Origin of the sequence: Methylomagnum ishizawai, assembly GCF_900155475.1 — a bacterium.
In the GTDB taxonomy this organism is placed as follows: Bacteria; Pseudomonadota; Gammaproteobacteria; order Methylococcales; family Methylococcaceae; genus Methylomagnum; species Methylomagnum ishizawai_A.
On the sequence record NZ_FXAM01000001.1, the window covers coordinates 1,993,679 to 2,015,580 of the forward strand.

15 protein-coding genes and 2 pseudogenes are annotated in these 21,902 nt (G+C 60.9%); 8 read left to right on the top strand and 9 right to left on the bottom strand.

From position 1 onward, the window contains the following. Positions 1-22 precede the first annotated feature (22 nt). The gene (gene egtB, locus B9N93_RS08920; protein WP_085212843.1) at positions 23-1,315 is read left to right on the top strand and encodes an ergothioneine biosynthesis protein EgtB; all 1,293 of its coding nucleotides are present in this window, start codon (positions 23-25) and stop codon (positions 1,313-1,315) included. After that, complete coding sequence (egtD, locus tag B9N93_RS08925) at positions 1,312-2,292, top strand: L-histidine N(alpha)-methyltransferase (protein WP_085212845.1); 981 nt, start codon at positions 1,312-1,314, stop codon at positions 2,290-2,292. Before egtB ends, egtD begins: the two co-directional genes overlap by 4 nt. 56 nt (positions 2,293-2,348) lie before the next feature. On the opposite strand, the gene recC is transcribed toward egtD, so the two are convergent. Together recC and B9N93_RS08935 are read right to left on the bottom strand one after the other, a co-directional pair. Then, a complete protein-coding gene (gene recC, locus B9N93_RS25440) occupies positions 2,349-5,642 on the bottom strand; it encodes an exodeoxyribonuclease V subunit gamma (protein ID WP_176225200.1) in 3,294 nt (1,097 codons plus the stop codon). A 251-nt stretch (positions 5,643-5,893) separates the two neighbouring features. Next, positions 5,894-6,571, bottom strand: a pseudogene (locus B9N93_RS08935) (ATP-binding protein); the annotation flags it as partial. Positions 6,572-6,677: 106 nt separating this feature from the next. On the opposite strand from B9N93_RS08935, the gene B9N93_RS08940 reads away from it, so the two are divergent. The 6 genes and pseudogenes from B9N93_RS08940 (at position 6,678) to B9N93_RS08960 (ending at position 12,697) form a co-directional block, all read left to right on the top strand. Further along, entirely contained in the window at positions 6,678-7,370 is a 693-nt protein-coding gene (locus B9N93_RS08940) for a TnsA endonuclease N-terminal domain-containing protein (RefSeq protein WP_085212850.1), read from the top strand. Then, positions 7,363-9,300 (top strand): Mu transposase C-terminal domain-containing protein, encoded by a 1,938-nt coding sequence (locus B9N93_RS08945; RefSeq protein ID WP_085212852.1) that lies wholly within the window; start codon positions 7,363-7,365, stop codon positions 9,298-9,300. The genes B9N93_RS08940 and B9N93_RS08945 overlap by 8 nt, the downstream gene beginning before the upstream one ends. After that, positions 9,297-10,187, top strand: coding sequence for a TniB family NTP-binding protein (locus B9N93_RS08950; RefSeq protein WP_085212853.1), 891 nt, complete (start codon positions 9,297-9,299; stop codon positions 10,185-10,187). Before B9N93_RS08945 ends, B9N93_RS08950 begins: the two co-directional genes overlap by 4 nt. Then, positions 10,145-10,612 (top strand): annotated as a pseudogene (locus B9N93_RS26815) (TniQ family protein); the annotation flags it as partial. The gene B9N93_RS08950 and the pseudogene B9N93_RS26815, both read left to right, overlap by 43 nt. Before the next feature lie 78 nt (positions 10,613-10,690). Beyond that, complete coding sequence (locus tag B9N93_RS26275) at positions 10,691-11,260, top strand: hypothetical protein (RefSeq protein WP_254899361.1); 570 nt, start codon at positions 10,691-10,693, stop codon at positions 11,258-11,260. A 459-nt stretch (positions 11,261-11,719) separates the two neighbouring features. Then, complete coding sequence (locus B9N93_RS08960; RefSeq protein WP_125468904.1) at positions 11,720-12,697, top strand: hypothetical protein; 978 nt, start codon at positions 11,720-11,722, stop codon at positions 12,695-12,697. A 280-nt stretch (positions 12,698-12,977) separates the two neighbouring features. On the opposite strand, the gene B9N93_RS08965 is transcribed toward B9N93_RS08960, so the two are convergent. The 7 genes from B9N93_RS08965 to B9N93_RS08995 all read right to left on the bottom strand — a co-directional run bounded on the left by B9N93_RS08965 (position 12,978) and on the right by B9N93_RS08995 (position 21,747). Then, positions 12,978-14,180, bottom strand: coding sequence for an HD-GYP domain-containing protein (locus tag B9N93_RS08965; protein ID WP_254899362.1), 1,203 nt, complete (start codon positions 14,178-14,180; stop codon positions 12,978-12,980). Positions 14,181-14,458: 278 nt separating this feature from the next. Next, positions 14,459-14,848: a small metal-binding protein SmbP gene (smbP, locus tag B9N93_RS08970; RefSeq protein WP_085212861.1), complete on the bottom strand. Its 390-nt coding sequence runs from the start codon at positions 14,846-14,848 to the stop codon at positions 14,459-14,461. Between the two features lie 51 nt (positions 14,849-14,899). After that, positions 14,900-15,265 carry a hypothetical protein gene (locus B9N93_RS08975; protein WP_085212863.1) on the bottom strand — a complete coding sequence of 122 codons (366 nt, stop codon included), beginning with the start codon at positions 15,263-15,265 and terminating at the stop codon, positions 14,900-14,902. A 71-nt stretch (positions 15,266-15,336) separates the two neighbouring features. After that, a complete protein-coding gene (locus B9N93_RS08980) occupies positions 15,337-18,495 on the bottom strand; it encodes an efflux RND transporter permease subunit (RefSeq protein ID WP_085212865.1) in 3,159 nt (1,052 codons plus the stop codon). 2 nt (positions 18,496-18,497) lie between these two features. Further along, a complete protein-coding gene (locus B9N93_RS08985; protein WP_085212867.1) occupies positions 18,498-19,934 on the bottom strand; it encodes an efflux RND transporter periplasmic adaptor subunit in 1,437 nt (478 codons plus the stop codon). Continuing rightward, positions 19,927-21,234: a TolC family protein gene (locus B9N93_RS08990; protein WP_085212869.1), complete on the bottom strand. Its 1,308-nt coding sequence runs from the start codon at positions 21,232-21,234 to the stop codon at positions 19,927-19,929. Before B9N93_RS08990 ends, B9N93_RS08985 begins: the two co-directional genes overlap by 8 nt. A 93-nt stretch (positions 21,235-21,327) precedes the next feature. Beyond that, positions 21,328-21,747 carry a hypothetical protein gene (locus B9N93_RS08995; protein WP_125468905.1) on the bottom strand — a complete coding sequence of 140 codons (420 nt, stop codon included), beginning with the start codon at positions 21,745-21,747 and terminating at the stop codon, positions 21,328-21,330. Positions 21,748-21,902 lie beyond the last annotated feature (155 nt).

Genomic DNA, 21,902 nt, shown 5'->3' on the forward strand with positions numbered 1-21,902 from the left:
GCCTTAACCGCGAGGATTGCCTATGTCCCAGGCCGAGCAGCGTCTCCCGGAATCCACGGCCACCCTTGCCGCGCTAGCCGGGCATTATCGAACCGTGCGCCTGGACACCGAAACCCTGTGTCGGCCGCTGGCCTTGGAGGATTACGGGGTCCAGGGCATGGCCGATGTCAGCCCGCCGAAATGGCATCTGGCCCATACCGCTTGGTTTTTCGAGCGCTTCGTGCTGCGGCCCTATGCCCATGCTTACCGGGTTTTCCATGCCCGTTACGACGAGCTTTTCAATTCCTATTACCAAACCGTGGGCGCTTGCTGGCCGCGGGAGCGGCGCGGAGTGCTGTCCCGGCCCACGGTAGGGGAGGTGATGGACTACCGCGCCCAGGTCGATGCCGCCATGGCGGCGCTGCTCGACGCGGTGCCGGGATCGGCGCGGGAAGAGGTCGCCGCCCGCACTTTGTTGGGCATCCATCACGAGCAACAGCATCAGGAATTATTGCTCGCCGATATCCAATACAACTTCGCGCTCAATCCCTTGCGGCCCGCGTACCGGGAAGCTCCGGCCCGGTCCGGGGACAAGGCTCCGGCTTGGCGCTGGCAGGATTACGCGGGCGGACTCCGCGATATCGGCCATGCGGGCGCGGGCTTCGCCTACGATAACGAGATGCCGCGCCATGCGGTTTATCTGCGCGGCTACCGTCTGGCCTCGCGCTTGGTCACGGGCGGCGAGTATCTGGAATTCATGCGCGACGATGGCTACCGCCGCCACGGACTCTGGCTAGCCGATGGCTGGGCCAAGGTCCGGCGCGAAGGTTGGACCGCCCCGCTGTATTGGGAATGGCGCGAGGGCGCGTGGTGGCGGATGGGCCTGGGCGGGTTGGAGCCTTTGGATTTGGAGGAGCCGGTCTGCCATATCAGCTTCTACGAGGCCGACGCCTACGCCCGCTGGCGGGGCTGCCGTCTGCCCACCGAAGCGGAATGGGAGGCCGCCGCCGCCGGGCTGGAGATCGCCGGCCAGTTCCGCGAGGCGGGCTGTTACCGCCCGGCGGTGGCCGTGGCGGCTCCAGTGGAAGGACCGGCGCAAATGTTCGGCGCTGCCTGGGAATGGACCCAAAGCGTCTACGCGCCTTATCCGGGCTTCCGGCCTTTGGCGGGTTCCCTGGGCGAATACAACGGCCAGTTCATGTGCAACCAAATGGTGTTGCGCGGCGGTTCCTGTGCCACGCCCCGCGCCCATATCCGGGCCAGCTACCGCAATTTCTTCTATCCGGGAGATCGCTGGCCCTTCACCGGCATCCGTCTGGCCGGGGACGCGCCATGACCCAGTGGCTGCGCTTCACCCAAAAAGCCGCGGGGGCGGCGGATTTTCGGGCCGAGGTCTTGTCGGGGCTGGGACAGGCGCACAAGCGCCTGCCGTCCAAGTTCTTCTACGACCGGGAAGGCAGCGCCCTGTTCGAGGCGATCTGCGCGACACCAGAGTATTATCCGGCCCGCGCCGAGGCCGCCATCCTGCGCGACCAAGCCGCGGCCATCGCCGAGACCGTGGGCCGGGATTGCGTGTTGATCGAACCGGGCAGCGGGGCCAGCCGCAAGGTGCGGCTTTTGCTGGACGGGTTGCGGCCCCGTCTCTACTTGCCGCTGGATATTTGCGGGGAATACCTGCTGGGTGCGGCCCGCGGCCTCGTCGCCGAGCGGCCCGGATTGCGGGTACACGCCGTCTGTATGGACTATGGCCAGGGCTTGGACCTCTTGGAGTCCTGCTTGCCGCCGGGCGATCACAAGCGGGTGGTGTTCTTTCCGGGTTCGACCATCGGTAATTTCGAACCCGGCGAAGCCCTGGCCTTCCTGGGGCAGGTGGCCCGGCTGGTGGCCCCGGCTGGCGGGTTGTTGATCGGGGTCGATGTGCGGAAGGAGCCGGAACAACTGCACCGCGCCTATAACGACGCCCAGGGGCTGACCCGCGAGTTCAACCTGAACCTGTTGCGCCGTATCAACCACGCTTTGCAGGCCGATTTCGATCCGGGCCGGTTCTACCATTACGCCTTCTACCACACCCGCAAGTGCCGGGTCGAAATGCACTTGGTCAGCCGGGGCGCCCAGCGGGTCAGGGTGGCGGGCGAATCCTTGGGCTTCGCCGACGGGGAATCCATCCACACCGAGAATTGCTACAAGTACACGGTGGAGGAATTCCGGGCCTTGGCGGTCATGGCCGGGTTCCGGGCGATGGGTTGTTGGCGGGATGAGGCGGGTTTGTTCAGCGTGCAGTATTTCGAGTTGAGGGGACAGGACGCGGGTTAGCGGACCGGAGGCGCATGCCGGGCAAAGCTTGGGAACCGGCGCGAATTCGGAATGGCCTATCCGGCTTGCTCCATCGCCAGTACCAACGGTCCCAACACCGCCACGGCCAAGCGCTCGAATTCCCCGTCCAAAGGATCGGTGGTCCGATACACCGCTTGGTAGTAAGCGTTGCCGCCTTCCCCCCCCACGAAATCCGAACCCGCCCACACCCCCTGGGCCTGTTCCAGCGCCTGCTCCCGCAGGGCTGCCGGGTCGAGGGCGGCCAGTTTCTTGGAGGGGGCTAATAACGCCTTGGCGTAGGTGTAGGACGTTTTCGGAAACAGCGGCAGCGGACGGCGCAATCCCGCCGCATAGGTCCGCAATAGCTGGGCCAGCTCGGTGGTCGCGTCGGCGACTGCCCCAAGTTCGATGGTTTTTTGCGGCGTGCGCAGGACCGAGCGTTTTTCCACCCCCTCCGGCGCGGCCAGGCACAGCAGCAGATGCCGCAGCCACAGCCTTACCAGTTGGTGCGGCTTGGGGCTGTCGAAGCCATATTCCAGTATCCCCAATGCCGACACCCCGGCCAGGAACCCGCGCAGCACCAGCCCGTCCGCCGCCAATTCCACCGGCAAGGGGGCCAAACGCGGCGCGTCCAGGCCATCCAGCAACTCCGGCGCGAAAGTCTCGACCAAACTGCGCTCCCGCCCATGCAGCACCAAACCGACCGGCCCGTGCGGCAACAAGCCTTGGGCTTCCGCCACCGCCAGGGCGCTGCTCCCGGCCCGGCCTTGGCGGAGGGCGTGCAGCACATCGCGGCGGATGGTGTCGCGGGCGTCGTAGCTCAGGGCGAACGGCTCGCGGATATCGAAACCGGCGTCGGCTTCTTCCAGGGTCAGGTTCAGCCGCCGCCGCAACAGATAGCGGGCCGGGTTGCTGTAGAAATACACGAGGCTGTCGGGGTCGAGCGTCCGCCATTCATCTTCCGGTTCCGGCAGCTCGGCCTCGAACAACGGCACCGGGTTTTTTTCGCCCCGGCCAATCTTGCGGGCGGCGTCCAGCCAAGTCGTGGAAAACCCCGGCAGCCGCCCATCCCCCTTGAAATAGGCCGGGTCGAACGGCTGCAAGGGATGCACGGTGACGAGATGTTGCGCCAAATCGCCGGGGTTCCCATCCGCTAGCCGCAACACCGCGCTTTGCTTCGCCACATCGACCAATTCCGACACCAGGGGCGAGGGCGGCAATTCGCTGTTGTCGCGGATGCCGCGTCCCACATAGCTGAGATACAGCCGCTCGCGGGCCGACAGCAGGGTTTCCAGGAACAGGTAGCGGTCGTCCAAACGCCGCGAACGGTCGCCCCGGCGCGGATGGCGCGAGGTCAGGTCGAAGCCGGGCGGATGGAAATTGCGCGGGAAGGTGTCGTAGTTCAACCCCAGCAGCGCGATGACCCGGAACGGTAGGCTGCGCATCGGCACCATGGCGCAGAAAGTCACATCGCCGGTGAGGAAACCCAGTGTGCCCGCCGCTTTGCCGAGCCGTCCCGCCAGCCAGCTTTTCACGGTGCGGGCGGCGAGCGGGTCGCGGAAGCGGGCCTGTTCCGCCGTGTCGCGCAGGGTGTCGATATGATTCCGCAATTGAGCGAGGACGGCTTCGTCGTCGCCGCGGGGGTCGAACATCCGGTCGATGAACAGGTTCAGGGTTTCGGCCCATTCCGCTGGGGAACGCTCGCCCTTCAGCCGTTCGGCCCACTCGAACAGGGTTTCCAGGAATTCCGCCAAACCGCCCAGGATCAAAGCCCGCCCGCCCTCGATATCGTCGAACGGCATCGCGCCCTCGAATAAAGGCGGGGCCGAACCCGCCACTTCACACGGCAGCGCATAGCCCAACATCAGGCGTTGCACGGCGTCGCGCCAGGTATGGCGCGGCGTTTCCGGCAATTCATAGGCGGCTTTGTGGGCAGCGTCGCGGCCCCAGCGGGCACCCACCGCCCGCGCCCAAGCGTGGATTTGCGGCAGATCGTCGGCGGACAGGCCGAAGCGGCGCAGGATGGCGGGCTGTTCCAGATGGGCCAGGGTGGCATCGGCGCTGAACCGGCTCTCGTGCAGATCCAACAGGCTCAGGAAATTTTCCAACAAGGGATGGCGGTGGGCCAAGCCGCGGTCGGCGATGCTGAATGGGATGCGGGTGGCGGTGCGGCTCCCGGCGAATACGGCTTCGATATAGGGCGTGTATTTCTCGATATCCGGGGTCAACACCGCCACATCGCCGGGCTGGAGGCTGGGGTCGGCGTCGAACCAAGCCAGGAGATGGTCGCGCAGGACTTCCACTTCGCGCATGGCCGAGTGGCAGACGTGGATTTGTACGGAGCGGTCGGCGGCGGCGATTTCGGCTTTTTCGGTGTTCTTGCGGTCGATCAATTCCAGGATATCGGCTTGCAGCAGGTGGAGCAGGGTATCCCGCTCGGGGTTTTCGTCGAAATGGTCGTCGGGCTGGGCGGTGTCGGCCAGGGCGTCGAAGAATTCCCGGCCTTGCTTGCCCAAGGAGGCCAGCAGGGGATGTCCCACTTCTAGGTATAAATCCTCGGGTCGGCGCTCCCCGGCCAGCTTGCCGATTTCACGTGGATCCCGGATTTCGCCCCAGTATTCGCGGCAAGGATTGAGGGTGTAGAGCGCCACATCGCAATAGTTTCCCAGCGCCTTCAAGAGTTCGGTGAACATCGGCGGCAAGGCCGATACCCCGAACACGCTGAGCCGCTCCGGCAGGGCGGGCCGCGACCTATCGGGCAATTTTTCCCCGGAACCCACCGCCTTGATCCGCGCCAATAATTGCCGCATCCACCGCGCCCGATGCGCCGCCGTTTCACCAGCCACCAGATCGCGCCACAGCAGCGCCTGCCAAGCCTCGTCGCCGTCCAGGTCCAGCAGTTGATTGTTTTCCCAAGCGCTGATCCAGTCTTCCCGGTACATCAGATATTGGTCGAACACATCGGCGATCCGCGCCGCCAGATGGAAGCGGCGCAACTCGCCCCCGCCCTGGAGATACCCGGCGAGGCGCGGGGCGCGTTCGAGGTTCTCGGGTAGGTCCAGCCAAGCCATGATGCGGAAGGTCAGCACCTCGGTGGCGAAGGGCGAGCGGCGCGGCAGTTCGCCGAACAAGCGGCGGCGCAGTTCCCAGATGAAGGCTGCGGGCAGGATGAAATCGACATTGGCGCAGATGCCCAGTTGGTCGGCCAACCGCAGCGATATCCAGCGGCCCATGCCGAGGCTTTGCACGACCATGACGTCGGGCTGGAACGGGGAGGACGGCGGGCGGTGTTGTTGGGCCAGGAGTTGGGCGAGGATTTCGAGTTTGTCGGCTTGGTAGAGGCGGAGCATAGGGGGAAGGGTGCGGTGGGTTAAAGCAATCCTTGGCGGTGGGCTTCGTACCAGACGAAGGGGCTGCGGCGCTTCCTGAACTTGAAGTATTCGATATCGCCACTCAAGAATGCGATACGAAGTCCATCGCGAAAGCGAGGGAAATGCCGTGTTTGTCCATATTGATCTTATCTTTGGCGGGGTCGAATTCGATAAGCATCGGCTGGTCTGGCCCATATCGCTTTGATTTCTCCAAGGTTGGTTTGATGCAATCAAGCCTTCCCCGGCTTGGCCCCCCGATCCAACTTCCGATACCCAATCGCCTCGCTCAAATGCGCCACCGAAATCTGTTCCGTCCCCGCCAGATCGGCGATGGTCCGCGCCAGTTTCAAAATGCGGTGATAGGCCCGGTGCGATAGTCCCAACTTCTCGATGGCGTGTTCCAACAGCCGGTGGCCCTCGTCGCTGACCGCGCACACCCGCTTGACCTGCTGCGGCGTCATCCAGGCATTGGGCCGCCCGCTGCGCTCCAGCGCCAGGGCGCGGGCCTTCGTCACCCTGGCGCGGAGGGTGGCGCTGGTTTCCTCGCCGCCGGGCGTGCCGTGGCGCAGCATTTCATGGGAGACGCGGGGCACCTCCAGATGCATATCGACCCGGTCCAGCAAGGGACCGGAAATCCGCCCCCGGTAGCGCAGGATTTGCTCGGGCGAGCAACGGCAGCGCCCCGAAGCATCGCCCAGATAGCCGCAAGGACAAGGATTCATGGCGGCGACCAATTGGAACTTGGCCGGGAAATCCACCTGCCGCGCCGCCCGTGAAATGGTGATGGCCCCGGTTTCCAAGGGTTCGCGCAGGACTTCCAGCACCTTACGGTCGAATTCCGGCAGTTCGTCGAGGAACAACACGCCATTGTGCGCCAGCGAGATTTCCCCCGGCTTGGGATTGCCGCCGCTGTGACTTTCGGAAATAGATGCGACTGACATAGGAAAAATTCAATCAGTTAGCTATGCTTTACCGGAAATAGCTGCAACAGATTTACCGGAAATAGCTGCGACCGTGTCTAAAAATACCGAAAATAAATGCGACTGTGTTGAGGTTTCCCAGGTACGCAAAATTGGCCCTACCCGCCGCAGCGTATCCGGCGTGTATATGTTCCGTGGAAAAACGCCGATCCAATTCGAGTCCACGCTGGAGCGGGACTTTGTGATCCGCGAGGAATTCTCCCTCGCTGTCCAGCGGGTGGTTCCACAACCATGCCAAATTCCATTTTTAACCACGAAAGGTCGGACGTACAAGTACACGCCTGACTTCCTGGTCGTTTACGGACCGGGTTCCTGCTACTCCAAGCCAAAATTGGTCGAGATTAAACCGGAAAAGGAGTGGCGTGCTCATTGGCGGGAATGGCTTCCCAAATGGAAGGCTGCATGGAGATATGCCAGCGATCTTGGCTGGGACTTCCATATTCATGACGAAACTCGAATTAGAGACCGGACGTATCAAAACATAAGGGATCTTGACCGTTATAAACGAATGAGGTTCGGCGACGAGAAAAGCCGGGCGGTTATCGAGATCGTCCTTCAGGCTGGCCGTATCCCGCTTCACCAGCTTCTTACTAATAGCAGCATGGGCGAGAACCCAATGGAGAATGTCGCCCATATATGGCATCTGTTGGCGGTCCGTCAACTCGATTGCGATATGTCGGGTCCTTTAAACGACTCCACCATGCTTTGGATTCCCGGCAATGAGTAAAAAAAACCAGAATGCCCAATCGGCACCGACCGGTCTCAAGCTATCGCGCCAGAAGATTGATATTCGGGAGGGCAATTTAGTTGGGTGTGACGGTGTGGTCTATCGTATCAGCGATGTCATTGATTTTGAATCGATCCTAGCCATCAATGTTGAAACGGGGCGCAAATGCCCCTTATGCATAGGCGATTTGATGCCTATGGAATCTTTGGAAACTGGCGATCCCCCTCGCCCCGAGGTGGATATAGACGAAATCGCCGATGCGGACTGGAAGATCGCCGAGCAACGTTTTGCCGCTATCGAACCCCTGATCAAGCATCCGAACCTTAAACGCCACGATGTTGACTCCCGCGCCAAGGCGTTGGGGATTCATCCCACCACCCTCTATCGTTGGATAACCCTATATACCGCTTTCAGAAGCCTATCCACCCTGATTCCCAAAAAGCGTGGTTGGAAAACAAATGGAAGCCGCCTTTCCAAATCTGCCGACGCTATCGTCGAGGAAGTTATCAATAACTATTACCTCACAATACAACGCCCGACCGTTAAGGAAACCATCAAGGAAATCAACCACCGCTGTGATTTATGCGGCACAAAGCCGCCCGCCGCCAGTACCATTCAATCCCGGATTGAAAAAATACCCGAAAAGGAAAGGCTTATGAAAAGAGGGTACAAGGAAAAGGCAAAAAACAAGTTCCTACCCGCCGCCAGGAAATTCCCTAATGCCAATTTTCCGCTGCAAGTAGTGCAAATCGACCATACTCCGGTGGATATCATTCTTGTGGACGATTTCTACCGCAAACCCATCGGTCGTCCATGGATTACCCTGGCCATGGATGTGAATAGCCGGATGGTCACCGGCTATTACCTTTCCTTTGACTCGCCGTCTGAAACCTCGGTGGCCATGTGCGTGGCGCACGCCATGCTTCCTAAGGATGAATGGCTCATGCTGCACAAAGTGGACGCCAAATGGCCGGTGTGGGGTATTCCAGTGACCATTCACGTGGATAACGGCCCCGATTTCCGTTCTGATAATTTTCAACGGTCATGCCAAATGTATGGCATCAACCTGGAATTCCGGCCCGTCAAGCAACCGCGCTTTGGCGGGCATATTGAACGATTGCTTGGTACGTTGCTCAAGGAAATTCATGCCCTTCCGGGAACCACCTTTTCCTCTATTAAAGAAAAGGATGAATACAATCCGGAAAAGCACGCCACTATGACTAAATCCGAATTCGAGGAATGGTTGGTTACATTGATTTGCAAAGTATACCACCAGCGCCTGCACTCCACGATTGGAATGTCCCCCCTGCGCAAGTGGGAGATCGGGATTTTCGGCAATGCCGAAGTACAAGGAATTGGCATGCCGGAACGCCTTACCAACCGCCATACCGTTCATTTGGACTTCCTGCCTTCGTTCCGCCGTAGCGTCCAACCCACCGGGGTCCGCATCGAGGGAATGAAATACTATGCCGAAGCGTTGCGGTCATGGATCAGTGCGGCGGATCCGGAATCTCCCGACAAAAAACATGAAATGGTGTTCCGGCGGGATCCAAGGGACATCAGCGTCGTTTGGTTTTTCGATCCAGTTGTTAAAGAGTACTACAAGGTGCCATTCGCCGATCAATCGTTACCTTCCATGAGTGTCTGGGAATTTCGGCAGGCCAAGGAATTGTTACGGAAAGAGGGGATAAAAAGTGCTACCGAGCATCAGATCAACGAGGCCATTACGGAGTTGCGTAGCATAGTGGAGGCCGCCAAGGAAAATACCAAGAAGGCGCGTCGGCAGTCTCAACGCCGGAAGGAGCATGAAAAAGGGATAACGCCTGGCAATCCCTTGGCAGCCGAAACAGTTAAGCTCGCGACACATCCCCCGGAGTTTTTCTCAGGTTTAGTGGATGGGGATGTTGAGGCATTCGGAGACATTTCATGATGGACTTGAGTCATATTCACCCAGACTTCCGCGCTATTGTCGGGTTATCCGACAGGGAAAGGATCAAATTCATGGATGAGCCTCGATGGCTTGGTTACCGGATTGCCCAGAAGATTCTGAAGCGTCTTGAAGACCTGATGGAAAAGCCGACCCGCCCCAGGATGCCAAACCTCCTTATCGTGGGGGATTCAAATCATGGAAAAACCACTATTATCCAACGGTTCAACGAACTCCATGGTCAGGGTTATGTTAACCAAGATAGCGAGCCGGTCAAGCCGGTCATCATCGCGCAGTCACCCCCGAGCGCGGATGAAAAAGGGCTTTATATTTCAATATTGAGAAGATTTTTTGTTCCCTATCGTGTGGGCGATTCTGTTCTGAAGCATCGCGACCAGGTCATTCGTGTATTTCGTGAATGTCATACCCGGATACTGGTTATCGACGAAATCCATTCCCTGCTGACCGGTTCCGCCACCAAGCAGCGGGAAGTGATGAATGCCATCAAACTTTTGTGCAACGAGCTTGCCATACCCATCGTGGGCGTGGGGACCCGCGAAGCCATCAGGGTATTGCATACCGATTCCCAGCATGCCAGTCGGTTCGAGGTGGCAACGCTCCCGCTTTGGTCGTTGGACAAGGAGTTCCAGCGATTCCTTGCCAGCTTCGAGATGGTGCTGCCTCTCAAGAAGCCTTCAAAGCTCTCTCAACCCGAGCTTGCCACTCTTTTGCATACGATTTCCGACGGCAATACCGGCAATCTCCATACCCTGTTGGTGGCATGCGCCACCGAAGCGATCACGAGCGGAAAAGAATGCATCGACAAAGGCATTATCGAGGGCAAGGTATGGTTACGGCCTACGCGTGGCATCCGGGAGCTACGCCTGTAAATCCTCGGTGGGTGGTTTCGGTTTGTTTATTTCCAGACGAACTGTTTTCCTCATGGTTGACACGGGCCGCACTTACCCAGGGCTGCGATCCCCTTGTCCTGACGGGCGATATTTGGCCCAAGTGGCGGGTGTGGACGCTCGATCCTGATCGAGGGGTAACGGGTGACCGGATCGAAGCGCTTTCACGTCTGTCAGGCATAGCGAAAGAAGCTTACGAAGCCGCCATGTTGCGTCCCATCGCGGAAGTCGTGTCCGGGAACTCCCTACATGACAAGTCCACATGGCCATGGGTGCTCGCCCTGGGATCCCGCAACAGGAGGCGCCGGGGCGGATTGCAGTATTGCCCTCGATGCCTGGCGGAAGACAGAAGGCCTTACTTCCGGCTTCATTGGCGGTTGGCCTGGCATACGGGGTGCCCAAGGCATGGATGCCGGTTGCTGGATAGGTGTCCACATTGCACCTCGCCCATAGAGCCGCACCGGCTTTCGGCGAAGGAACTCACCATGGCGGTCTGCGCCGCTTGCGAGAACGATTTGAGAATGGTTGGGCCAGTCGATGCGGATGCCGATGGTTTGGCTTTCCAACGGGCCGCCGACGAGGCTGTCGCTTCGTTGGAAGGGCACTATGGCGGGAAAGCCCTCCCGGCCAGCGAATGGTTTTCCCTCGCCAGGTATTTCGTGACGCTGTTGCGGAAGATGGGCATGGGCAAAACCGAGGGTTTGATGGCATTGGCACGATCCTTTGGCGTGGACACCGATGCATTGCAAGCGCCCGCGACCGGATTGGCCATCGAACTCCTTCCCGTGGATGAGCGCGCCGCCTTGCTGGGGGATGCCTGGAAGTTCATGTCCGGCAACCCCAACGATTTTCTAAAAGCCGCGCAACGCGCATCGTTGACCGTCCAATCCTTGCGGGAACCACGCCAACGGCTTCCGGCTACTATCGAGAAACTTGTCATCGAGTTACCGGACAAGCGGACAGTCCGCGTCGGCAGGGCGGAAAGGGAACCGTTCAAGCCCTACTCGCGCCAGGCCGTGATGAGAATGTGGGCACGTTTTCAACGCAAGATGTAGATGGCTTCCTTGAACCGGCCTTCCCATTGCGATGAATGTGGAAAACCCATCGCGAAAGCCCATCGGGTGCTAAAGGGACATAGGTATTGCTCCACCTGCTACGCCCGCGTATTCAAGCGCCGGATGTGTCCGAAATGCGGAAACTTCGCCCGGTTGCCGAAGAAGGATCCAAACGCCGTATGCCGACGCTGCGAAGTGAACAGGCCCTGTGCCCGTTGCGGCAAAACGGAGTACGAGGTCGCCAGGAAAACTCCCTATGGGCCGGTTTGCAATGTTTGCGAGCATTATTTCAGGGAGCCAGAGCCGTGCGAGATATGCGGAACCCCATCCACTCTACTAGCGCGTGTTGCTAGGTTGGGACACGACCACCGTGTTTGCCCCAAGTGCGCCCGGATCGATCATCGCAGCTGCCAAGCTTGCCGACGCCATCGTTTGCTTGGGGAGGCGCCGGATGGCCGAATGCTCTGCAAACCGTGTCTGGAAAAGGGCGAGGCGCTTTGCCCCTCCTGCGGACGCCCCATGCCCGCAGGCCGGGGGAAAGTGGATTGCGAAACGTGCTATTGGGAAAAATTGTTCAGGAAACGACTCGACATCGACCGGGCGGCGTTTTCCTCGCCGGGCATGGAGGAGGTTTTTGGCGAATTCGGAGAATGGTTGTTCAACGAGGTGGGGGCGCAGAAGGCGGCCCTGTCCATTCACCGCTACCTGCCTTTTTTCATGGAAATCGAGAACCGATGGCGCGCCGTCCCCGCGTATGACGGTCTCCTCGCCCATTTCGGGGCCGAGGCATTGCGCCGTGTCAGGCTGCCGATGCGGTGGCTGGAGAAGGCCAAGGCCATCGTTCCGGACGCAGTAGCCAAGAACGAAGATTCGGACCGCCGCCGCATCCGGGAAATCATAGACTCCATTCCGGATGGAACTCCTGCCGGAACCGCGTTGAGATCCTACAACGACATGTTGATGGTTCGGGTCGAAGCGGGAAAAACGAAGATCGGATCGGTTCGTCTCGCGCTCCGGCCAGCGGCATCCCTGCTATCGCGTACGGATCCGTCCGGGAAGAAACTTCCCGACAAAGCCGCTTTGGATGGCTATCTCTTGGAAGCCCCCGGCCAGAAAGCGGCCATCACCGGATTCATCAACTTCCTGAATGAAAAACACGGTCTCGGGCTGATTCCGGAAGTTTCCCGGCAGCGCGTGGCCGAAGCGCGGAAGAAAAAACTTGAAAAAGAACTCCTGGCCCTCGCCCGCCAGGGTGGGGAAGGCGAAGAATTCAAGCACGCGTGGCTGTCGACCGCCCTCGCATTTTTCCATGGACTTTCGCGGAACGTGGGTAAGAAACTGGATGACTCCCAGATCGCCATCGAGGAGGATGGCGGTTTCGAAATTACTTGGGATGGCCAGAACTACTGGATTCCCAAATGGGATCGAAATCGGTAACTGACCCTTACTTGGACCGCCTACCGCTCTTTGCTCCTTGCCGGAACGAAGCGGCATGCTGGGCCTTCCCACCGCCTCCGCGTCGTTGCCGTCGTTCTTCCTATTCTTGCGGTACGGCACCATTTGGGGGGTGATTACCTCTTCAATTTGGCGCCCGCCAAGCATTGCGGGCAGCGGGCGAGGAATGCCAATGCCAAACCCGATACGCACAGGAAGGTACTGGATACCTATCCTTCGCATCCTTCCTTATAAATAAGCCGAGTGGCGCTTTCAGCGGTATTCAGGCGCCGGACAGAAAGTATTTCGCCATGGACTTGCGCAAAATCGCCTCCAACCGGGAATCATCCAACCCATGAAGTTCCCGGTACAGGGATGCCGCGATGGTCGAAAAGACCCGGACGAGATGGGGATCGAAATGCGTGCCGCTGTCCTTCTCCAAGGCCGCGACGGCTTCTTCCACCGGCCAAGGCTGCTTGTAGGGGCGCGGGGAGGTCAGTGCGTCGAACACGTCCACGATCGAAAACAGGCGCGCGTTCAAAGGGATCGCTTCGCCGCTCAGTCCTCTCAGGTAGCCGCTGCCATCGTATTTCTCGTGATGGAACTCGACCACGTCGCGCGCGCCCTGGAGCCAGCTTGCCCGTTTTAGAACGTCAACGCCCAAGGTCACATGGGTCTTCATAACCTCGAACTCCTCCGGCGTCAGCCGGCCCGGTTTGAGGAGGATCGGATCCCGGATGCCGATCTTGCCGACATCGTGCAGGAACGCCCCGGCGATCAGGTTCCGCAGTTCCCACCGGGATAATCCGAGGCGCTGGCCAAACCCCAGGGCGTATAGGGTGACCCGATAATTGTGGCTATTGGTGTCGGAGTCGCGTTCGGCGATGGCGCAGCCCAGTACGTCCAATAGCTCGACATTGCCCTTGAACAGGGTGGCGGCGAGGCGGACGAGCCAGCGGTTGAGGTTCATGATGATGGGGGACAGCAGCGCGGCGGCGAGGGCGAGGCTCGTCGTCACCAGGACGATCACATGGACAATCTCCTCCTCGAGTTTGGCGCGTTGCGCCGGATCTACTTGGTAGACTCCCTCGAAATAGCCCGCCGGGTTCCCTTGGGGATATTCCAGGGGAAGCACGATCGCCAACAGTAGTCGTCCCTCGAGGTAGTGCAGTTCGCGGGAGGACTCGCCTTGCTCCGGAATCCGATGCCTATAGTGCGCAACCTCCCGCCCGATGGAGGATGCGCCATCCCTGGCGGCTTCGAAGCGGAGCTTTCCATCGGGACCATAGATTTCCACGGTCAGGAAATGCTCGTTCACCGATCGCTGGATTTTGCGCCCCAATGCCTGTTCCAGGGCGGGCTCGTCGGAATTGAGCGAGCGGACGGCTTCCCGGCCGAAGCCGGTTATTTCCGCGACGGCCATTTGATGCACTACCAGTTTCACCCGGTTGAATTCGAACAGAAGAACGGCACCGATGACCGTCATGCTGAGCAATAACCAACCGGTTATAAGCCGGATCAGTATCCTTCGCCGAATATGCGCGCCGGCGGCGAGCGCTTCCCGGAAATCCGGGGGGGGAACCCGGACGCGGGAAGCTCCCTTCCTGGCCGTGGAGGTATGCCACATACGCCTAGATCCCTTTTTCTTGAGGGTACCGGTCGATGAATATGCGGTGCCCGGAACCTGCTTGGGACATTCCCGGCCCAGCGCCCTTGACACCGGGTGTTCTAGACGCTTGAAGCCGGGAATCCCCAAATCAGCCCCTACTTGGATTGCTCCTTGTCCTGGAGGTGTTGCTTGGCCTGGCCGGCGGCTTCCCCGGTTTCCTGGGCATGGCCCTTCGCGGCATGGCCCTCGGCCTTGCCCATCGCGCCGAATGCCTGCTCGTCATGTTCTTGTTTTGGATTCTCGCCACTGATCTTCTTGGGCGATTTCCGGTAAGGCTTGGCCTTGTTCTGCTGGATCGCGTGTTGTTTCGCCTCCTCGGTGTGCTTGCCAGCCGCTGCGGTATCGCCTTGCTTGGCGCTTTCCACGGCTTGGTCGAGGTGCTGGGTGGCTTCCTGGCCGTGCTGCTCTTCGGCGGAGCCGACCATTGGGAAAGCTAAAACCAGCGTGGTAGCCATCAGGCCGATTAGAGTGTTGCGTGCATTCATGGCGTATCTCCTTGTTGTGTTGAGTGGAACCGGAAGTATAGATACTTGCGATTAGTGGGCGGCTTCAGCCATCTTCCGGTGCATGTCCGCCATTTGGCGGTTCGCATCCACGATTTGCTGGTAGTGGTAGATCAGTGCCTGGCAGTGTGCTTGCCAGGTGGCGGCCTGTTTTCCATAGAGGTAGCTCTTCGCTTGGTATTCCGCCAAGAGCTTCTTGTGCTCCTCGACCTGGGCCTGGGCGTCCTGGGCCGCCTGCTGGTAATGATTGGCAAGCGCCAGATGGTCGGTTGGGGTTTTAGCGCTCTGGACGGCCGCCGTCATGTCCATCGGATGGGGATTGGGTTGGGCGCAGCCTGCCAGGAATCCCAGGGTCAGGAGCAGGATTAGCGCGGTTTTGAGGGTGGATAGGGTGTTCATGGCGGTTTTCCTCTGTTAGTCGATCAATAGGGTTCGGGGTTTGTACCTGAGGGTGTCTAGGTGTTTTCGGCTTAGCGCCTCCCTGGGTTGGATGGATCGTCGATGCCCAAATCACGCGGTTTATCCAGGCCATGCCCCTTCACCAGGGCATAGATCGCGGGAATAACAATCAGGGTCAGCACGGTGGACGACACCATGCCACCCACCATCGGCGCCGCAATCCGGCGCATGACTTCCGAGCCCGTGCCATGGCTCCACATGATCGGCACGAGTCCGGCCATGATCGCGGCCACGGTCATCATCTTGGGGCGGAGACGTTCGGCGGCTCCGGTCATCAAGGCCGCGTTTAGGTCGTCGAGGGTGAAGGGCCGCCCTGCCATTTCGCAACCGTGCCGCCGTTCGGAATGGGCATGGTCGAGGTAAATCAGCATCACCACCCCGGTCTCAGCGGCCACCCCGGCCAGGGCGATAAAGCCGACCCCCACCGCCACGCTGACGTTGTAGTCCAACAGCCACAGCAGCCAGACCCCGCCAACCAGGGCAAACGGCACCGACAGCATCACGATCAGCGTCTCGGCGAGCCGTCCGAAGTTGAGGTAGAGCAGGACGAAGATGATGGCACCGGTCAGTGGGACCACCAGTTTCAGGCGCTGGATCGCCCGTTCCATGTACTCGAATTGGCCGCTCCAGGTGACGTAGTAGCCAGGCGGGAATTTGACCGCGTCGGCGACCGCCCGCTTGGCGTCGGCCACATAGCCCGCGATGTCGCGGCCGCGCAGGTCGACATAGACGTAAGTCGACAGCAAGGCGTTTTCGGTGCGGATGCCGGGTGGTCCTTGGCTGATCCCGATCCGCGCCAATTGGCCCAAGGGGATCGAGGCACCTGTGGCGGTGGGGACCAGGATGTGCGAGCCCAGGGCCTCGGGGTCGTCGCGGAGTTCCCTCGGGTAGCGCACGATCACGCCAAAGCGCTCCCGTCCCTCGACCATTGTAGTCACGGTCTCGCCACCGATAGCGGTGCCGACCAGGTCCAAGAGGTCGCCCACCATCAGGCCGAACCGGGACAGCGCCTCGTAGTCGGGGTCGAGGTTCAGGTAATAGCCGCCGGTCACGCGCTCGGCGTAGGCGCTGGTGGTACCCGGCACCGTCTTGACCGCCTGCTCGATCTCCTTCGCCAGACGCTCCATCTCGTTGAGGTCTTTGCCGAACAGTTTGATGCCGACGGGGGTGCGGATGCCGGTGGCCAGCATGTCGATGCGGTTTTTGATCGGCATGGTCCAGGCGTTGGTGACGCCGGGGATTTGCAGGGCGGTGTCGAGTTCGGCGACCAGAGTTTCCAACGTAAGGCCGGGACGCCATTCCGCTTCCGGCTTCAGGTTGATGATGGTTTCGCCCATCTCCAGGGGGGCCGGGTCGGTCGCGGTCAGGGCGCGGCCCGCCTTGCCGAACACCGATGCCACCTCAGGGAAGCTTTTGATAATGCGGTCCTGGGTTTGCAGGAGTTCCGCCGCCTTGGTCACCGACAGCGCAGGCAGGGTCTGAGGCATGAACAGCAGGGTGCCCTCATTCAGCGTCGGCATAAATTCGCCGCCCAACCGGACCATGGGATACCAGGACACCAGTAGGATCAGCACGGCCAGGGCAATGGTCGTCTTCTTCCAGCGCAGCACGGCGGAAATCATCGGCCGGTAGCACCAGATCAACACCCGGTTCACCGGATTTCGGCCCTCTGGCAGGATGCGCCCGCGCACGAACAGCGCCATCAGCACCGGGACCAGGGTGACGGACAACACCGCCGCCCCGGCCATGGCGAAGGTCTTGGTATAGGCCAAGGGATGAAACAACCGCCCTTCCTGGGCTTCCAGGGCAAATACCGGCAGGAATGAGACCGTGATAATCAACAGACTGAAGAACAGGGCCGGTCCCACCTCGCGGCAAGCCTCTAAGAGGATGTCTAGGCGCGGACGCTTGCCGCTGTCTCGTTCCAGGTGCTTATGGGCGTTCTCGATCATGACGATGGCGGCGTCCACCATGGCGCCGATGGCGATGGCGATACCGCCGAGGCTCATGATGTTGGAGTTCATACCCAGCGCGTGCATGACCATGAAAGCGATCAGCACCCCGACCGGCAGCATCAGGATAGCGACCAGAGCACTTCTGAGATGCAGCAGGAACAGCGCGCAGACCACCGCCACCACCGCGCTTTCTTCGACCAGGGTACGGCGCAGGTTATCAATGGCGCGGAGAATCAGGTCGGAGCGGTCGTATACCGTTTTGATGCCGACGCCTTCCGGGAGGCCCGCTGTGAGCTCGGCTAGGCGGTTTTTGACATGCTCGATCACTTCCAGGGCGTTCTGGCCGTAACGGGCCAGCGCGATACCGGAGACTACCTCGCCCTCGCCATCTAGTTCGGCGATACCGCGCCGCTCGTCCGGGACCAGTTCTACCCGCGCCACATCGCGCAGCAGCACCGGGGTACCGTTCTCGGCCTTGAGGACCAGGCGTTCCAGGTCGGGTTTGCCGTGCAGATAGCCGCGCCCGCGTACCATGTATTCGGTTTCCGCCCGCTCGATCACCCGGCCGCCGACGTCGCGGTTGCCATTCTTCAACACCTGGGTCACGGTGCCGAGGGGTATGCCGTAAGCTTGCAACTTGTGGGGATCGACCGTGACTTGATACTGCTGGACGAACCCCCCCAGGCTCGCGACCTCCGCTACCCCCTGGGCCTTGGTCAGCTGGTAGCGCACGAACCAGTCCTGCAAGGTGCGCAATTCCGCCAGCGAATAGGCCTTGCCCAGTAGGGCGTACTGATAGACCCAGCCTACCCCGGTGGCGTCCGGTCCTAGTTGAGGCGTCACCCCGCTAGGCAAACGTCCAGCGGCGAAGTTGAGGTATTCCAGTACGCGGGAGCGCGCCCAGTAGATGTCGGTGCCGTCCTCAAAAATGATATAGATGAAGGACGCACCGAAGAAGGAGAACCCCCGAACCACCTTGGACCGTGGCACGCTCAACATGGACGTGGTCAGGGGATAGGTCACCTGGTCCTCGACTACCTGGGGGGATTGGCCCGGATATTCGGTATAGACGATCACTTGGGCGTCCGAGAGGTCCGGCAGCGCGTCCAAGGGCGTTTTCATGACCGCGTACAGACCTCCAGCCACGAGCGCCAGGGTGGCCAGCAGCACCAGGAACCTATTGCGCAAGGACCAACCGATGATGCGTTCCAACATGGCTAGTGCCCTCCATGTTGATGCGCGGCGGGCTGGGGCGATTCCGGCTCTCCGGGCGCGGCTAGGCTATCCAGCGCCGCCTTGAGGTTGCTTTCGGCGTCGATTAGGAAATTGGCGCGGGTGACGACCTTCTCCCCGGCGGACAAGCCCGCCAGCACCTCGAAATAGTCGTCGGCGTAACGGCCGAGTTTGACCTCGCGCGGCTCGAACCGACCTTCGCCCTTCTCGACTAGGACCAGCTTGCGGACGCCGCTGTCGAGCACGGCCGAATCAGGCACCGCCAAGGGCCGTTCCGGCTGCCCGCCCGCCGCAAGGGTCACAGAGCCATAGAGTCCTGGCCGCAAGAGACCTTGCGGGTTGGATAGTTCGACCCGGACCTTGACAGTACGGGTTTCCGGCGCGAGGGTCGGGTAGATGAAGCCGATCTTCCCCGCGAATTCCTTATCCGGGTAGGCGTTGATATGTACCTGGACCGCCTGCCCGAGCCGGATCCAGTCCAAGTCCTGCTCGAACACGTCGGCCAGCAGCCAGACCTCGCCCAGGTCGGCCAGCCGGAACAGCACCTCGCCCGGCATGAAGCGCATCCCCTCCACCGCCGGTTTCTCCAAAACCACGCCGGAAACCGGGGCCGCCAGCGGCAGGGTTTCCAGCGGCGCGCCCTGGCTTTCCAGGCGGTCCAGCGCCTCCTGGGGAATATCCCAATAGCGGAGGCGTTGCAGGGAGTTCTTGACCAGGAGCTCGGCGGTGGCGCGGGCCTGGACGCTGCCTTCGCGCAGGGCGGCGAGGCCGTCGCGGGCGATGAGGTATTCCTGTTCAGCGGTCAGGAGGTCCGGGCTGTAGATATCGAGCAGGGGCTGGCCCCGGCGCACCGCCTGCCCGGTGACGTTGACATGGAGGCGCTGGACCCAACCCTCGAATTTGGGCGCGACCGCATGGACCCGGCGCTCGTCGATCTGGATACCGCCCAGCACGCGCACATTGCGGACCAGGGCGCGGATGGCCACGGCTTCGGTCCGTACCCCCAGTTTCTGGACCTTCTCCGGGGTGATCGCGATTTGCCTGGAATTAGCCGCCTCCCCCTCATACACCGGGAGGTAGTCCATGCCCATCTCGTCCTTCTTCGGGACGGGCGAGGTATCGGCGGCCCCCATCGGATGGCGGTAATAGAGGATGCGGTCGGTCTTGCCGGGCGCGGCCTGGGGATTCAGGTCTTCCGGGTACACCGGGATGAAATCCATGCCCATTTCGTCCTTGGCGGGCGTGGGCGAGGTCACCTTGGGGTTCATGGGATGGCGGTAATAGAGCGGCTTCTTTTCCGCCCGTGCCGGGAGTTCTGCCGTATGTGGCGTCAGCTGTTGGAACAGCACAGCGCCACCCACCCCAAGTCCCGCGCCTAATAGCACCGCCACCATTAACCACGCGATTGAACCCTTAGTCATGAGCCACCTCCAGTCCGGTGGCGGCTGCGACTTCCGCCAGAATTTGCTGGGTCCGGGTCAGGGACTGCCAGTATTGGGTCTGGTACTGGAACAGGGTTAGCTGCGCCTTCAGGAGGTCGGTGAAATCGGCCTTGCCCACCGGATAGCCTGCCATCAGGGAACGCACGGTCTGTCGCGCCTGCGGGATAATCTCGTGTTCATACAGGGATAGCCGTTCCTTGGCGTGCAGGTATTCGGCAGTCTTGGCGGTGATTTCCGCCTGCACCCGGTGATGTTCGTCCTCGAAGGCATACTGTTCCTGGAGGTACTCGCTCTGGCGCTGATCGACCGCCTTGGATTGCTTGTCCCCGGCGTAGATCGGGAGGTTGACGCTCAGGCGGATACTGGCGAAATCGCTGCGGGACTGCCCGGTCGGCGTGTCCTGACGGACGGCGTAGCTGGCCCCGACGGTGACGTCGGGATAGAAATCCTTTTGCGCCAGATCGACCCTGGTTTTGGCGGCGTCCAGCATTTTCCGGCGCTGGGCCAGTAGGGGCCGGATTTCCTGGGCCTTCTCCAGCAAGTTGGATTCCTGCAACGCCATCTGGGCGAATTCGGCACTGGCCGGGAGGACCACCAGAGTGGACGGGGGACGATCCAGCAATACGTTGAATTGGGCGGTCGCGGCGTGACGCATCCCGATGAGTTCCAAGCGTTCATCCTTGAGCTTCGAGAGTTCCAATTGGGCCAGTTGCACGTCCTGCTGCTGACCCTGGCCAACCCGGTATTGGGCCTGAGCGGTATCGACCAGTTGCTGGAAGAATTGCTCGGATTCCTGGGTCACGTTCAAGGCCCGGTCGTAGAAAAACAGTCGCCACCAGCCATCCTTGACCTCGCGGACCAGTCGCAGCCGGGCTTCCTCTACGGAGTCCGCTGCCGCTAGGGCTTCCTCTTCGGCGATTTTTCGCTGGAGATCGCGCTTGCCGGGGAACGGGATGGTCTGGCTGACGCCGAACTCCAGCATGGTCATGTCCTCTTGGCGGAGGCTGAAACTTCGGGTCGGAACATTCAGAAGGTCCACGTTGAAGGTGGGATCGGGCATAGCCCCAGCCTGGGGCGGGACGGCGGCCAACGCCTGGGCACGGGCTTTGATCTCGGCGAGGCCGGGGTTCCCGGCCAGGGCCAGTTCGACCGCATGTTGAAGGGTGAGTTCGGGCTCGGCCGCTTGCGACACGGGCGGGAGGGCTGCCAAGCAAAGCAAGACCAGGGCTTGCCTCCAAGGCTTCCGGCGCGAACGCCGGGGATGGGCGGTAACAGACATAGGGAATCCTCTCGATGGAAAAACCGTGGACGCGCGCGGACGCGGACCCACACGGCGCCGTTTTTCAGGCGCGGTTCGGATCGAGGGGACGGGCTAGTTCAGGAGGGTGCAGAACCGGTAGATGAGCGGAATCCGCCTGCCGGAGGGCGGATCAAGACCCCAAGGGATACGCGCAGCCAGGCCCGCGCCCAGCCAGGCGTCGAAGACCAGGATGACGAATAGGGCAAGTATCGGCACATCTCCGTTCGGGGGGCTGGCCGGGAAGACAGGACTGGGTTGGGATTCGAGGCAGGGTTTGAGGGAGCAGGCTTGGAGCATCTTGGACGGTGCGTCCGAATGCCCCAGATGGCCGATCTGGTCCGGGCAGGTCTGCATCATATCCGGCATGGCCTGAGCCATGACCGGCATCGTGCAGGTGGCGGAAATCAGGAAAGCGAGCCACGCGAACAGCCCCGCCGCGAGCACGGCGTGCAGGTATGGGCGGTTTCTACGCAGACGCAATCGGGACAACATGGATTTTCCCTTAACACTACAGGACTCTCCTAGCTTCAAGACTACCACAAGGCCGGGATATATGGTGGTGAAAATCCGGAATTTGCGTCGGATCGGGAAAATTTTTTCAAAATCCCTTGACCTTGCCATGATGGGAAGTTGCAGCATGATGGTTC